This window comes from Mycolicibacterium sp. SMGY-1XX, from assembly GCF_059132455.1.
In genome coordinates, this window is the sequence record NZ_CP101139.1 from 3,760,838 (window position 1) to 3,774,385 (window position 13,548).

17 protein-coding genes are annotated in these 13,548 nt (G+C 67.1%); 10 read left to right on the forward strand and 7 right to left on the reverse strand.

Annotation, left to right across the window (positions count from 1 at the left end):
• Positions 1-19: 19 nt before the first annotated feature.
• From NL241_RS18175 to NL241_RS18185, 3 genes are all read right to left on the reverse strand, one after another.
• The gene (locus NL241_RS18175) at positions 20-298 is read right to left on the reverse strand and encodes a hypothetical protein (RefSeq protein WP_494394628.1); all 279 of its coding nucleotides are present in this window, start codon (positions 296-298) and stop codon (positions 20-22) included.
• Positions 299-371: 73 nt separating this feature from the next.
• Positions 372-749 carry an SRPBCC family protein gene (locus NL241_RS18180; protein WP_494394629.1) on the reverse strand — a complete coding sequence of 126 codons (378 nt, stop codon included), beginning with the start codon at positions 747-749 and terminating at the stop codon, positions 372-374.
• A gap of 28 nt (positions 750-777) precedes the next feature.
• Positions 778-1,338: a TetR/AcrR family transcriptional regulator gene (locus NL241_RS18185; protein WP_487695589.1), complete on the reverse strand. Its 561-nt coding sequence runs from the start codon at positions 1,336-1,338 to the stop codon at positions 778-780.
• Between the two features lie 90 nt (positions 1,339-1,428).
• On the opposite strand from NL241_RS18185, the gene NL241_RS18190 reads away from it, so the two are divergent.
• Together NL241_RS18190 and NL241_RS18195 are read left to right on the forward strand one after the other, a co-directional pair.
• Positions 1,429-1,839, forward strand: a complete 411-nt coding sequence (locus NL241_RS18190; RefSeq protein WP_487695587.1) for a hypothetical protein — start codon at positions 1,429-1,431, stop codon at positions 1,837-1,839.
• Complete coding sequence (locus NL241_RS18195; RefSeq protein ID WP_494394630.1) at positions 1,836-3,308, forward strand: FAD-dependent oxidoreductase; 1,473 nt, start codon at positions 1,836-1,838, stop codon at positions 3,306-3,308. Before NL241_RS18190 ends, NL241_RS18195 begins: the two co-directional genes overlap by 4 nt.
• Here the strand turns inward: NL241_RS18195 and NL241_RS18200 are convergent.
• Both NL241_RS18200 and NL241_RS18205 read right to left on the reverse strand, forming a co-directional pair.
• Positions 3,305-3,742, reverse strand: a complete 438-nt coding sequence (locus NL241_RS18200; protein WP_487695583.1) for a VOC family protein — start codon at positions 3,740-3,742, stop codon at positions 3,305-3,307. The two genes, NL241_RS18195 and NL241_RS18200, sit on opposite strands and share 4 nt — an antisense overlap.
• A 24-nt stretch (positions 3,743-3,766) precedes the next feature.
• On the reverse strand, positions 3,767-5,239 hold the full coding sequence (locus tag NL241_RS18205) for a DHA2 family efflux MFS transporter permease subunit (RefSeq protein WP_487695582.1): 1,473 nt from the start codon (positions 5,237-5,239) through the stop codon (positions 3,767-3,769).
• A 127-nt stretch (positions 5,240-5,366) separates the two neighbouring features.
• Between NL241_RS18205 and NL241_RS18210 the strand changes: the two genes are divergently transcribed.
• Complete coding sequence (locus NL241_RS18210) at positions 5,367-5,966, forward strand: TetR family transcriptional regulator (protein ID WP_494394631.1); 600 nt, start codon at positions 5,367-5,369, stop codon at positions 5,964-5,966.
• 26 nt (positions 5,967-5,992) lie between these two features.
• Here NL241_RS18210 and NL241_RS18215 read toward each other — a convergent pair whose 3' ends face one another.
• Together NL241_RS18215 and NL241_RS18220 are read right to left on the reverse strand one after the other, a co-directional pair.
• Positions 5,993-6,208, reverse strand: a complete 216-nt coding sequence (locus NL241_RS18215; RefSeq protein ID WP_487695578.1) for a dodecin — start codon at positions 6,206-6,208, stop codon at positions 5,993-5,995.
• A 9-nt stretch (positions 6,209-6,217) separates the two neighbouring features.
• Positions 6,218-6,865 (reverse strand): class I SAM-dependent methyltransferase family protein, encoded by a 648-nt coding sequence (locus NL241_RS18220; RefSeq protein ID WP_487695577.1) that lies wholly within the window; start codon positions 6,863-6,865, stop codon positions 6,218-6,220.
• Positions 6,866-7,026: 161 nt separating this feature from the next.
• On the opposite strand from NL241_RS18220, the gene NL241_RS18225 reads away from it, so the two are divergent.
• From NL241_RS18225 to NL241_RS18255, 7 genes are all read left to right on the forward strand, one after another.
• Positions 7,027-7,995, forward strand: a complete 969-nt coding sequence (locus tag NL241_RS18225; protein WP_494394632.1) for an ABC transporter permease — start codon at positions 7,027-7,029, stop codon at positions 7,993-7,995.
• Positions 7,992-8,807, forward strand: a complete 816-nt coding sequence (locus NL241_RS18230; RefSeq protein ID WP_487695573.1) for an ABC transporter permease — start codon at positions 7,992-7,994, stop codon at positions 8,805-8,807. The genes NL241_RS18225 and NL241_RS18230 overlap by 4 nt, the downstream gene beginning before the upstream one ends.
• Positions 8,800-10,455 carry a dipeptide ABC transporter ATP-binding protein gene (locus NL241_RS18235; RefSeq protein ID WP_494394633.1) on the forward strand — a complete coding sequence of 552 codons (1,656 nt, stop codon included), beginning with the start codon at positions 8,800-8,802 and terminating at the stop codon, positions 10,453-10,455. Before NL241_RS18230 ends, NL241_RS18235 begins: the two co-directional genes overlap by 8 nt.
• Positions 10,452-11,984, forward strand: a complete 1,533-nt coding sequence (locus NL241_RS18240; RefSeq protein WP_494394634.1) for an ABC transporter substrate-binding protein — start codon at positions 10,452-10,454, stop codon at positions 11,982-11,984. Before NL241_RS18235 ends, NL241_RS18240 begins: the two co-directional genes overlap by 4 nt.
• A gap of 12 nt (positions 11,985-11,996) precedes the next feature.
• Positions 11,997-12,749 (forward strand): alpha/beta hydrolase family protein, encoded by a 753-nt coding sequence (locus NL241_RS18245; RefSeq protein ID WP_487695568.1) that lies wholly within the window; start codon positions 11,997-11,999, stop codon positions 12,747-12,749.
• Positions 12,750-12,899: 150 nt separating this feature from the next.
• Positions 12,900-13,223, forward strand: coding sequence for a hemophore-related protein (locus NL241_RS18250; RefSeq protein WP_487695566.1), 324 nt, complete (start codon positions 12,900-12,902; stop codon positions 13,221-13,223).
• Between the two features lie 55 nt (positions 13,224-13,278).
• A complete protein-coding gene (locus NL241_RS18255) occupies positions 13,279-13,545 on the forward strand; it encodes a DUF6480 family protein (protein ID WP_487695564.1) in 267 nt (88 codons plus the stop codon).
• Positions 13,546-13,548 lie beyond the last annotated feature (3 nt).

Consider the following 13,548-nt stretch of genomic DNA (forward strand, 5'->3'; position numbering starts at 1 on the left):
ATCTGACAGGTGTCGAGGTTCAGCTCGCGGGATAGTCGCGCATCAACAGATCAGCCAGGCAGTACACCGGCACTCCCAGCGACTTCTCCAGCCCCTCGGCGTATGTCCGCGCGATGGACTGCCCCTGGGCTGCTTCGAAGTCACCGCTGAGGTCGACGGCGATGCGGCAGTCGAATGTGTCGGTCGCGACTACCGCCACCTGCGAGACACCCCCGGGCACCGCAAGTGTGGCCACGGCGTCGCGCACGGTCTCCACCTTGGCCGAACTGTCCACGTACACCGCAACAAAAGACTCCACCCTGCGATCATGGCGACCCGTGGGGCATCCCGCAGCCCGCAACACGATCATTTGACGTTGATTCATCCAGCGTTTACGTGGTTGTCAGGGCCAGACCTTCGATGCGGCGCAGTGCGATCGCCAGCACGGGCAAATACGCCGGTGCCCACACCGGGGCGCTCATCCACGCCCGACAGCCACTCCCCTGGGGTTCCACCCCGTGGCGGGTGGCGGGGACCCCGGCGACTTTCCAGCCCCATACCCGGCCGGGCTCGAAACTGATGATCTCGAACGGTAGCGGCACTCCGACCGGGGTCCAGACACGTCCCCGCGCGCCGAGACGAAGGGCCGCACCGCCCTCCATCTCGGCGCCGGCCACCGTCGGGCCCCACACCGGCCAGGCGTCGAGGTCGATGAGGATCTGCCACACGGTGTCCGGCGCTGCATCGATGTGTCTACTGGTGGTCCACATGGGAGGTGGCATACCCATGTGGCTCGTTTCACGCAGCCGGGCCCGTCAGGAGCTGCCGCAGCACCGGTGTTGCCCACCGGATGAGGGTGTCGTGATCGAGGTCGGCCACCGCGGGGTTCACCAGGACGTATCGGGTGGTGGCCAGCCCGATGATGAACGCGCCGAGCAAGCCGGCCCGTTCGGCGGAATGATCCGGCGTGACGGCCGCCAGTGTGGGCGCGACCTGCGTCGCAAACACCTGACGCATGGTCTCCGCGGCCGTCTCGCTGGTCATGGCGGCGCGGAGCAGGGCCACGAACGTCGTGTCCTGTTCCCATACCGCGAAGAACCTCGACAGCAACGCCTCTGCCACGCCATCGGGTTGGACGCCGCGCAGGTCCGGAAGGTCGAGAGTGAACTCGGCGGCGGCGGCGAACAACTCCTGCTTGCTGCCGAAGTAACGGATGACCAGCGCGGCATCGATTCCGACGTCGGCGGCCACCGCGCGCAACGTGGTGCGCTCATAGCCGTCGGCGCCGAACCGTGCGCGCGCCGCCGACAGGATGTCGGCCCGGGTGGCTTCGGCATTGCGGGCGCGGGCGGCAGGCATGCACCGAGAATAAGTCACCACTCGTTGACATTGGTGAACGCCTCGCCGTACGGTCTAAGTCATCAGCCGTTGACTTGAGAGGACAGTTCCATGAGCAGCGTCTCGGCCATTCAGATCGGGCTCGACCCCGACGTCATCGATTACTCCTCGCCGGATTTCGCCTCGTTCCCCGGACTCACGCGGGAGACTCTGCGTGCGGCCAACGACGACAACGTGAGAGGTCTGCGCGCCGCCGGCTATCAGGTCGACAACTGCCTGATCGATTTCGGCGACGCGGGCGCCGCGAAAGCCCGCGCCGCGCTGGCGGCCGCACACTACGACGCGGTGTTGATCGGTGCGGGTATCCGCCTGGTGGCCGGCAACACCCTGTTGTTCGAGGCGATCGTCAACGCCGCACACACCCTGCAGCCCCACTGCAGGTTCGTGTTCAACCGCGCTGCCGCGTCCACTCCGGATGACATCCGGCGCTGGTTCCCCACCCCGGAAGGCGCGCTGTCATGACTGAAAACGACGTCACTGAAAAAGACGTCACTGAAAAGGACGTCGTCGTCATCGGAGCAGGGCCGACGGGGTTGACGGCAGCCGGCGATCTCGCCCGGGCCGGCCGCTCGGTGGCGGTGCTCGAGCGGCGTCCATCGGCCAACCCGTCCAGTCGTGCCTTTGCCACGATGCCGAGAACACTCGAGGTGCTCGACGCGCGCGGCCTTGCCGATGACCTGCTCACCAGAGGCCGGCATGCTCGTGGCGTCAGCCTGTTCGCCGGGGCCCGGCTCGACTTGACCCACGTGGATTCGGATTACCGGTTCGTGCTCGTCACACCCCAGACCAATGTCGATGCGGCACTGTGGGATTACGCCACGGACGCGGGCGCCGACATGCACCGGGGTGTGACGGTGACGGCGCTGGAACAAGACGACGACGGCGTGACGGTGACCGCCGGCGCCCGGACCTGGCGGGCTCGGTATGCGATTGGCGCCGACGGCGCACACAGCACCGTGCGACAGCTGGTCGGTGCGGACTTCCCCGGAAAGACACTGCTCTCGTCGATCGTGCTGGCCGACGTCAAACTCGCGCGCAGTCCTGGCGGTGACGGGTTGACGCTCGGCAGCACCCGCGAGGTCTTCGGCTTCCTCGCGCCGTACGGACGCGGCGACGCCGACGGCTGTTGGTACCGCGCCATGGTGTGGGACCGCAATCACCAGATGCCCGACACCGAACCCGTGCACGACGCCGAAGTTTCCGACGTACTCGCCCGGGCGATGGGCACCGATCACGGTGTGCTGGACATCAGCTGGCGTTCGCGATTCCACTGCGACGAACGGCAGGTGGCGCGGTATCGCCACGGGCGGGTATTCCTGGCCGGCGACGCTGCCCACGTGCACTCCCCGATGGGCGGGCAGGGCATGAACACCGGCATCCAGGATGCGGCGAACCTGGCCTGGAAGATCGATGCGGTGCTCGCCGGTGCTCCCGAGGAACTGCTCGACAGTTACCACGACGAGCGTCACCCCATCGGGCGGCGGGTGCTGCTGCAGTCGGGCATGATGGCACGGGCGGTCACCCTGCGGCCACGCCCGGCTCGTTTCCTGCGTAACCTGTTGGCGCCCAATGCTCTTCGAATCCCACTGATCCGCGATGCGGTGGCAGGTACCTTCGCCGGCACGTCATTGCGGTATGGGCGCGGCCCCGGTGACCATCACCTGGTGGGTACCCGCGCCACTCGAACCCCGCTCGTCGGCAACCGCGTCACGACCCTGCAGCGCTCCCCCGGTTTCGCACTGCTTCGCGAGCGCGGAGCTGCAGCCGTCACCGGCACCGGCATCCTGCAGGCTGAACGCGCTGACGACGGGCCCGCGGTACTGGTGCGTCCCGACGGCTATATCTGCTGGGCCGGCGCCTCCCGGGATCGTCTCGGCTGGGACGCGGTGCTGCACACGTTCGGCGCAGAACGCCGGGCCAGCCGGCGTTAATCGAGGCAGAACTCGTTGCCCTCCGGGTCGGCGAGCACGATGTGCCCGCCGTCGAGAGGCGGGGCCGGCTCGTGCCGTGTGATCCGGGTGGCGCCGAGCGCGACCAGGCGCGCGGCGAACTCCTCCAACACCGCCATCCGCTCGTCACCGTCGTGTCCCGGTGCGGCGCGCACGTCGAGGTGGATCCGGTTCTTCGCGGCCTTGCCCTCGGGCACCTTCTGGAAGAACAGACGTGGCCCTTGCCCGGTCGGGTCGATCAATGCGGAACGGTCGTTGCGCCGCTCGGCGGGAACCCCGAATGCCTCGAGCGCAGCATCCCAGGTGTCGAAACCGTTGGGTGGCGGTTGCACTCGGTAGTCGAGCACCACGGCCCAGAACTCGGCCAGTGCGGCAGGGTCGGCACAGTCGTAGGTGACCTGGATTTCGCGAGCCATCCTCGCACCCTGCCACACCGCCGTTCAGTGCAGCGCAGACAACTCGCTGGTCGCGGTCCTGGGCGGGTTCTTGACGAAGAACGAGCCGACCACCGCCACCACGGAGAGCGCAGCCGCGGCCAGGAATGCCGTGTGCACACCAGTGGCCTGGGCGGCCACCGGGTCGAGCCCGTCCCTGACCGCGGCGGCCGTGCCGGTGGACATCAAGGTGATGCACAGCGCCGTTCCCGCTGCACCGGCGAGTTGCTGGCCGGTACTGACGATGGCACTGCCGTGGGAGTACAACCGGGCCGGAAGCGAGCCCAGCGCCGAGGTCATCAGCGGGGTCAGCATCAAGGACAGCGCCGCGCACAGCGCGATGTGCACCGCGATGACACGAGTGGTCGTGCTCTGCTGATCCAGCGTGGTCATGGCCCACAACGCCGCGCTCAACGCGATGGCACCCGGAATCACCAGCGGTTTGGGGCCGTAACGATCGAACAGGCGACCCACCACCGGACCCATCACGCCGAGCACCAGACCGCCGGGGAGCAGCAGGAGGCCGGTCTGCAGGGTGTCGAGCGCCAACACGTTCTGCAGGTACAACGGCAGCAGGATCAACGTGCCGAACAAGGCCCCCATGCTGATCAACACCAACACGGTGGCGGTGGTGAAAGTGCGGGTCGCGAACGGCCGCAGGTCCATCAACGCGCTGTCGTTGCGCTGCAACCGGATCTGGCGAAGCACGAAACCGATCAGCGCCGCGACACCGAGGACGATCGGAATGACGGGCGGCATCAGGGCATGCCCTTCACTGGACTCGCCGATACTGCTCAGCCCGAAGATCAAACCGCCGAATGCCAACGCCGACAGGCTCATCGACAACACATCGAATCGCACCGCACGGGTGACACTGACGTTGCGCACCAACACGATTCCCAAGGCCAACGCCACCAGGGCGGGTGGCAGCATGACGATGAACATCCACCGCCAGCCCAGGCTGTCGAGAATGAGCCCGGACACCGTTGGTCCGATCGCCGGGGCCACCGCGATCACGATCGAGATCAGACCCATCATCCGGCCGCGCCGCGACTCGGGAACGAACGTCATGACGGTGGTCATCAGCAAGGGCAGCAGCAACGCCGTTCCCGCTGCCTGCACGATCCGGCCGAGCAACAGCACACCGAATCCCGGTGCGGCAGCGGCCAACAGCGTGCCCACCGTGAAAAGTGACGCAGCCGTGACGAACACGGTGCGGGTGGTGAAGCGGTCCAGGATGGAGCCCGTCATCGGGATCACCACTGCCATCGTCAGCATGAAAGCCGTCGTCAACCACTGCCCCGTCGACGCCGTGATGTCCAATTCGACCATCAGCTTTGGCAGCGCGACTCCCATGATGGTCTCGTTGAGGATCACCAGGAACGTCGACAACAGCAGCAGCGCAATCAGCTTCGGCACCCCGGCCGGCAGCTTGTCGCTGTCTGCGGTCGCCGGGACGCTGTGTTCGTCAGCCACCACGCGTCAGCACTCCACCCACCCCAGACCCATTCGATGTACAAGACCTGCCATCATGGCACCAACACGCGCCTTGGCAGTTACTGTCAGCTACGGTAGCAGGCGGGGACCTCGACGGCAGGGGACGGGTATGGCGGACACGACGCAGGACCTACGCACACGACGACGCCTGGCCACCGAACAGGACCTGTACCACGCCGCACTGGCGCTGATGGAACGTCAAGGCTTCTCGGCCACGACGGTCGACGAGATCGTTGCCGCCGCAGGTGTCTCACAGCGGACCTTCTTCCGCTACTTCGCCACCAAGGAGGACGCCGTGCTGCTCGGTTACCGCGCCCTCGACGAGGCAATCGACTCGCTGGATCTGCCGCCGGATCCCCACGACGCACTCCAGGCGTTACTGACCTTTCACGAGCGCCAGATCGACCAACTGGCGCAGGACGAGGCCGACCGGTATGTGACCCTGCAGAGGTTGATCAGTGCCGAGCCCGCGTTGCGCGATGCCGTGGCCGCGCGCGAACTGGCGAGCATGGAACGCCTGCGGGTGCGGCTGGAAGCCCGGCTCCCCGGAGATCAACCGCTGACCAGCCGGCTCATCGCGGAGATCGCGACGGCGATTCTGCGGGTGACGTTCGACCACTGGCGCGCTCAACCGGGATGTTCGGTCGCCGACCTGCCTGCCCTCTATCGCGACGTGCGCACCACCGCAGAAGCGCTGGCGGCACCCTGAGCACCGAAAGCCCGAGCGTGGGCGCCTCAGTCCTTCTCGTCGAGTTTGAAGCCCACCTTCAACGTCACCTGAAAGTGGCCTACCGCACCATCTTCGACGTGACCCCGAATCGAGGAAACCTCGAACCAGTCGATCCCGTGCAGCGTCTTGGACGCCCGTGAGATCGCGTTGGTGATCGCAGCGTCGACGCCGTCGCTGGAACTGCCGACGATCTCGATCACACGGTAGATGTGGTCGCTCATGGATTCCTCTCAGTGGGTGCGGGTGCGGAACCGGAACAGTCGTGCGTCCGGCTCCAAGGGTGCTGTCTCGCCGATGAAACGCTGGGTTCCCACTCCGAAGCTGAAATTCTCCTCGGAGTCGAAGGCGACCTCGTCGAAATCGTGCTCGCGGAACCATTGCCGGATCGTCGGCGTCGCATCGGGCGGGTTTCGGTGGCGGGTCCAGAGCACCGTCGCACCCGGGCGGCTCAACTGGCGCAGGCCCCGGATGGTGTTCCTGATGTCCTCGTCATCGACATTGCCGAAGATGCCACACGCCAGCACGATATCGGCGGGAATCAGCCCCTCGTAGGCCGCCGGTATGGCGGCATCCCCGGTGACGATCTCCACCTGGGTCAGGCCGGCCGCGCCCACGACCGCGCGGGCCCGCTCGGTGATCTCCGGATCGACCTCCACCAGACGGGCCCGGACGTCATCGCGACGCGGGTGATCCGGCAGCACACCCAACAGATCGCGTCCCTCCCCCGCGCACAGACTCACCACCCGGATGGGGCCCGGCGGCGCCGCATCGAGCGCGTCGCGGAGTCGGCGTTGTACGTGTACGAGGCGGTGGGAGAGCTCGGAGGTGGGGTCGGCGTAGTCGTTGTGCCATGCCGCCCAGCTGAATCCGGCGCTCATCCTGTGGTATCTCCTCCGTGGTGGTGATCCCTCTGACCCGTTCTTGTTCCTAGTACCCCCACCGGGATCAGCAACCCCCTTGAGATCAGCGGGATTCTTTCGGCGGATCCGGGTGATTCGTTCACAGAAGAGCATCGAGATGGGGGCAGACTGGACCAACTGTGACCCGATATCTCCTCAGCCGCGCCACAACGGCACTCGTGGTGCTCCTCGTGGCTTCGGTGGTCATCTTCAGCCTGCTGCAGTTCATCCCCGGCGATCCGGCGACTGCGATCCTGGGCTCCGACGCCACGCCGGAGCAGCTGGCCGCACTGCGCGCCCAGCTGGGTCTCGATCAGCCGGTGGCCGCGCAGTACTGGCATTGGCTCACCGATGTACTCACCGGGGATCTGGGCCAGTCCTTCGGGCGGGGAGGTCCCATCTCGGCGTTGGTGCGTGAAGGTCTGACCAACACGTTGGTGCTGTCGGCAGCCGCTCTGGTGATTGCGGTGGTGGCCAGTCTCGCGATCTCGATCGCCGCGGTGGTGTGGCCCAACCGGGTGGTCACGGTCCTGGTCAACGGAGCGAACACCCTCGCCGTCGCAATGCCGACCTTCGTGACCGGGGTGCTGCTGGTGCTGGTGTTCGCGCTGCTGTGGCCGGTGCTGCCGGCGATGGGCCTGCCACCGGACGGGCTGCTGGACAACCCGTGGATCACCGCTCAGTACCTGTTGTTACCGGCGGTGTGCCTGGCACTGCCGGTCGGTGCCGCACTCACCCGCTTCCTCACCGAGGCGCTGCGCACCGAACTGCGCCAGCCGTACGTGCTCACCGCGCGGGCCCTGGGAATCTCGCAGTGGCGCATCATCTCCCGGGGTGCGATGCGCAACGCCTTGCCGACGGCGGTGACGGTGCTGGGTCTGCAGACCGGCTCGCTGCTGTCCGGCGCGGTGATCGTCGAGGCGATATTCGCCTGGCCCGGTATCGGCGGCCTGCTGCAGGAAGGAATCAACCGCCGCGACTATCCGCTGGTGCAGATTCTTCTGCTGGTCTCGGTGACGATCTTCGTGATCCTTCAGCTGCTGACCGACCAGATCCACGCGCTGCTCGACCCACGCATCCGCGTCGACTCCGCCAGGACCAGGGCATGACCACCCTCACCGCGCTGCGTCGCGGACAGGGCCTGGTCGGGGCGGTTCTGTTGGTACTGATCGCCGGCGCGGGGCTGCTGGCCCCCGTCCTGACGTCGGTGGATCCGCTGGCCCAACCGCCCGGAGCGGGACTGCTCAAAGCGTCGTGGGCCCACCCACTCGGAACCGACGAACTCAGCCGCGACCTCTATGCGCGGACCTTGTACGGAATCAGGACGACGCTGGAGATCATTCTGGTGGCGGTGCCGGTAGCGGCCGTGCTCGGCGCTCTGATCGGGCTGGTGTCCAGTGTGTCCGCGTTTGCCGATCAGGTGACACAACGGCTCTTCGACGTGATCCTGGCATTTCCGGCCATCATTCTCGGACTGACGCTGGCCGCGGTACTGGGACCCGGCAAGCAAGCGGTGATCGTGGTGATCATCGCCTCGGAGGTGCCGCTGTTCGGGCGCCTCATCCGGTCGCAGATCCTGCGGGTCCGGGAGTCACCGTTCGTCGAAGCCGCCGAGGTGTTCGGGGCCCGGCGCAGCTGGATTCTGCGAAAACACATCCTGCCCAACAGCATCGAACCGTTGGGAGTGCAACTGGCGCTGTCGCTGTCGCTGGCGGTGTTCCTGGAGTCGGCGATGAGTTTCATCGGGATCGGTGTGCAACCACCAGAACCCTCGCTGGGAGCCATCCTGAGCGATTCGATGCGCAACTACTACCTGGTGTGGAACCCGTTGTTCGCGGTCGGTCCCCTGGTGGTCGTCGTCGGCCTGGTGCTGGGTTTCCTGCTGGTGTCGCAGGCGCTGGGACAGGCGCGCCGTGGTTGAGCACACGCTGAAAATCGACGGTCTGACCATCGATTTCGAATCCGCAGGCGGACCGCGCCGGGTGGTCTCCGGTATCGACCTGACGGTCGGGCGCGGTGAGATCGTGGCGCTGGTCGGCGAATCCGGCTCCGGCAAGTCGTTGACGGCGCTGTCGGTCCTGGGTCTGCTACCCGACGGCGCCGTTGTGGCGGGATCGGTGGAGCTCACCGGAGTCCAGGTGGTGGGCGCACCGGCGGCCACGCTGCAGAAGCTGCGCGGAACGGCGGCGGCCATGGTGTTCCAGGAACCGCAGACTGCGCTGAACCCGGTACAGACGGTGGGACGCCAACTGCGCGAAGCGCTTCGGGCGCACGCACACAAGGCGGGTGAGAGGTTCGACCCCCGGGCCGCCGGAGCGCGGTCGATCGATTTGTTACGCCAGGTCGACCTGCCCGAACCCGAAACCCGCGTCAACTTCTATCCGCACCAACTCTCCGGTGGGCAGAAACAACGGGTGGTCATCGCCTTGGCCCTCACCGGCGAACCCGACCTGCTGATCGCCGACGAGCCCACCACCGCACTCGATGTGACGGTCCAGGCCGAGATCCTCGCACTGCTGCGGCGGTTGCGCGACGAGCGGGCCGCCGCCGTCCTGCTGATCACCCACAATCTCGGTGTGGTCGCCGACATCGCCGACCGGGTGGTGGTGCTGCGGGACGGAGACATCGTCGAACAGGCGCCCGTCGAGCAGCTGTTCGCCCACCCGCGCGACGACTACACCAGAATGCTGCTGGCCGCGGTGCCTGCGTTGCCATCGGCGGCCGAAGACCCCGGCGACGACCCAGAGCCGGCGGCAGCCGCCCTGCTGGAGCTGGCCGGTGTAGAGGTCACTTACCCAGGCCGACAAGGCAATCCGGCCTTCAACGCCCTGACCGACATCTCGTTGTCCCTCTCCGCAGGTGAGGTGCTGGGACTGGTCGGCGAGTCCGGCTCCGGCAAGACCACCGTGGGACGTGTCGCGCTGGGGCTGATCGCCCCCAGTCGAGGGGTGGTCACCTTCGACGGCCTGGATCTCGCGACGGCCAGACGCGCCGACATCCGGCGAACCCGCAAGGGCTTGGCGCTGATCCACCAGGACCCGCGCGCCTCGCTGGACCCCCGGTTCACCGTCGGCGCCTGCATCGCCGAGCCACTGGTGGTCCATGGCGACACCGGCAAGAGTGACATCGCGCGGCGCGTCGCCGAACTCCTGGACGCGGTGCGGCTACCGGCCGAATTCAGCCGCCGTAAACCGGCCGAACTGTCCGGTGGGCAGCGGCAACGGGTCGCCCTGGCACGGGCGCTGGCGCTGTCCCCTCGGCTCCTGGTCGCCGACGAACCGACCAGCGCGCTCGATGTCTCGGTACAGGCCGCGGTGCTGGACCTGTTCAACGAACTCCGGGCCCGTTATGGGTTCGCCTGCCTGTTCATCAGCCACGATCTGGCGGTGGTCAACGACGTCGCCGACCGGGTGGGTGTCCTGCGCAACGGCAGCATCGTCGAAACCGGCCACCCGTCCCAGGTCTTCACCGCGCCTCAGGCCGACTACACCCGCCGACTGGTGGCGGCGGTACCGGTCCCCGACCCGGCACTGCAACGGCAGCGCCGGAACCGCAAGGACGCCCTGTGACAACCACATTCGATCGCCGGACACTGCTGCGGCTCGCCCTCGGGGCGTCGGCCGCGGCGGCCGCCGGGTGCACCTCGGCCGTCGAACAGGCCCGGGAGGGCGAGGGCGGACTCGCGCTGGGCGTGCTCAGCGACCTGGACCCCAAATCGATCTTCTCCCAGTCGATCACCTCGATGTCGATCGGCCGGCTGGTCTTCGACACCTTGACCTCCTATGACCTGTCCACCATGCAACCCCGGCCTCTGGTGGCTTCCGGGTGGGACATCCGCGACGGTGGGCGGACGGTGACGGTGCGCCTGCGCCCCGATGTGGTGTTCCACTCCGGGCGGCCGTTCACCTCCGCGGACGTGGCCTACTCGATCGCGAATCTGGCCAAGGACTCGGCGGGGTCACAGCTGCAGGCCACCGCGCAGGCGATCACCGGTGTCGACACATCGGACCCGCACATCGCGGTACTGACGCTGGCCCATCCGCTGGGGAATGTGTTCGACCTGTTCGAGTTCATGGTGCTCACCGACTCCGAGAGCGAAGCCGAGCTGCTCGCCGGCGAGGCATTTGTCGGCACGGGCCCGTTCCGCTTCGGGTCGTGGGTGCGCGGACAGCAGTCACACTGGGTGCGCAACGAGCAGTACTGGGGTGGCCCGGCCTCGATTCCCAGCGTGCGCTTGATCCGGCAGAACGAACCACTGGCTTCGCTGTGGGCAAGCCAGACCAACGTCGTGCGCGACGTGGTGGGCAACGTGGTGCGCATGTTCGACGGCAACACCCGGTTCGACACCATCCGTGAAGGCGTCTACGACGTGGCCTACTACGTGGGCGCCAACGTGCAGGATTCCTACCTGTCCAACAAGGCTGTCAGACAAGCCATTTCGTATGCGGTGGACCGCGACCGGATCACCACCGACGTATTCGCCGGTAATGCGACGTCCAGTAGTGCGCCGTGGGCACGCAGCTCGCTGGCCTTCAGTCAGTCGGCTCGCACCGCCTATCGTCGAGACCTCGATCGCGCCCGGACGCTGTTGGCCGCGGGCGGTGGGCCGCCGTCTGCACCGCTGCTGTTGAGCTATGGCACGGGGCTCGCTCCGGCACCCACCATCGCAGCGATCATCCAGAACAACCTGGCCGAGGTGGGGATCCCCGTCGTCATCGACCCGCGTGAGCAGGCGACGTTCTCGACCTTCCTGAAGTCACCGCAGCGCCAGCTGTGGATCAATCCGCACGGCTTCGGTCAGTCCGGTCCGGCGACTCTGGCCACCGGGGCGGCGCCCTTCAAACCGGCAGGCAATCTGTCCGGTTTCTCCTCGCCGCGCTACGCCGAGGCAGTGGCCCGGCTGACCGAGCTGGCCGATCCCCGCTCACCCGAGGCGATCGAGGCCTACCGCGACTACACCGACGTGTTGCTCGACGAACAGTTCATCATCGACCTGGTGATCACCGACTTCGTGACCATCAGCTCGAACCGGGTCTCGGGGCTCGGCTGGAACCTGTACAAGTATCTGATCGCCGATCGCGCCGTCGTGACGAGATGACAGGATGGGCGGGTGGCTGAGCGTGTGACGTTCCCGAGCACCACCGGACCCACGCTGGCCGGGCTGATCGACCTGCCGGAGCGCGAGGTGCGCGGTTGGGGAGTCTTCGCCCACGGCTTCACGCTCGGCAAGGACTGCCCGGCCGCGGCGCGCATCTGCAAGCAGCTCGCCGCCGAGGGCATCGGAATGTTGCGGTTCGACAATCTGGGCCTCGGCCATTCCGAGGGCGACTGGGGTGACGGGTCCTTCTCCCACAAGGTGGCCGACACGGTTCAGGCTGTGCAGTTCATGAACGACTCCGGCCGAGAGGTGCGCCTGCTTGTCGGGCATTCGTTCGGCGGGGCCGCGGTGATCGCCGCCGCACACGAGTGCCCGACGGTGGCCGCGGTGGCCAGCGTCGGGGCGCCGTACGACCCGGCGCATGTGGAACACAACTACGACGCCCTGCTGCACCGGATCGAGGAGGACGGCGAGGCGCCCTTCCTGGTGGGCGGGAAGGCGCTGACCCTCAAACGCCATTTCATCGAGGACGTCCGGGCCGCCGACCTCCGGGAGCGGATCCGCACCCTGCGCCGGGCGCTGTTGGTGATGCATTCGCCGACGGACAACACCGTCGGGATCGCCAACGCCAGTGAGATCTTCCGCACTGCCCGGCATCCCCGCAGCTTTGTCTCGCTGGAAGGCGCCGACCACCTCCTCACCGGTAAGAACCAGGCTGCCCGCGCCGCGCGGATCATCAGCGCCTGGGCTGACCCCTACCTGTGACCGCAGGGTGAGGTTCACCGGTACGGCCGTACCGAATTTCGTCCCGAGATCAGCTAACAAAGGCTGCTACCGTGGCGATAACAGTGTCAGCAGGTCAAACTCACCCCGCCAGGGGCGGCGGTTACGAAAGGTATACGGGGAATGTCTTTGATGAAGCGAATGATCGTCTGTTCCGGTGGCGCACTGATGGCCCTGGCCGCCGGTAGCGGTATCGCGGCCGCCTCACCCGATGTCGAGACGATCGTGAACTCGACCTGCACCTACCCGCAGGTGATGGCTGCGCTCAACGCCCAGTCACCCGAGGCGGCCGGCCAGTTGTCCTCGAGCCCGGTGGCCACGTCGTGGCTGCAGCAGCTCGTGGCCTCCCCGCCGGACGGACGCCGGGCGATGATCGCCCAGATCCAGGCCTACCCCGCCCTGGAGAGCTACACCGGCCTGATCAACCAGGTCGCCGGCAGCTGCTCCAACTACTGAGCGGCGCCGCTGGCGGCAGCGGTGTGAGTGCGGCCCACGAGGGTATGCGGTTTCGGTGCCCAGCGAGAACCAAGACAAGCCGCCTCCCACCGCCACACCGCCGGACCCCGATCCGGCCGCCACACCCGATCTAGAACCGGGTGGAGGCGTCACTCCCGGGTCCACACCCCCGGATTCGGCGCAGACCTCCGGGCTGGGTGAGCCCGAACCTCGTCCACGACGGAAGGTGACCGCGACCAGCGTCATCACGCTGGTCGCGGTCGTGCTTTTTGTGGCGTTGTTCGTCGCCGCCGGGATCGCGGTCATCGTCAGCATGTTCTGACGA

Excerpts from the sequence above, each read along its gene's own strand:
- NL241_RS18180 (WP_494394629.1), bottom strand. The coding sequence starts at position 749 with ATGTGGACCACCAGTAGACACATCGATGCAGCGCCGGACACCGTGTGG.
- NL241_RS18185 (WP_487695589.1), bottom strand. The coding sequence starts at position 1,338 with ATGCCTGCCGCCCGCGCCCGCAATGCCGAAGCCACCCGGGCCGACATC.
- NL241_RS18190 (WP_487695587.1), top strand. The coding sequence starts at position 1,429 with ATGAGCAGCGTCTCGGCCATTCAGATCGGGCTCGACCCCGACGTCATC.
- NL241_RS18195 (WP_494394630.1), top strand. The coding sequence starts at position 1,836 with ATGACTGAAAACGACGTCACTGAAAAAGACGTCACTGAAAAGGACGTC.
- NL241_RS18200 (WP_487695583.1), bottom strand. The coding sequence starts at position 3,742 with ATGGCTCGCGAAATCCAGGTCACCTACGACTGTGCCGACCCTGCCGCA.
- NL241_RS18210 (WP_494394631.1), top strand. The coding sequence starts at position 5,367 with ATGGCGGACACGACGCAGGACCTACGCACACGACGACGCCTGGCCACC.
- NL241_RS18215 (WP_487695578.1), bottom strand. The coding sequence starts at position 6,208 with ATGAGCGACCACATCTACCGTGTGATCGAGATCGTCGGCAGTTCCAGC.
- NL241_RS18220 (WP_487695577.1), bottom strand. The coding sequence starts at position 6,865 with ATGAGCGCCGGATTCAGCTGGGCGGCATGGCACAACGACTACGCCGAC.
- NL241_RS18230 (WP_487695573.1), top strand. The coding sequence starts at position 7,992 with ATGACCACCCTCACCGCGCTGCGTCGCGGACAGGGCCTGGTCGGGGCG.
- NL241_RS18250 (WP_487695566.1), top strand. The coding sequence starts at position 12,900 with ATGAAGCGAATGATCGTCTGTTCCGGTGGCGCACTGATGGCCCTGGCC.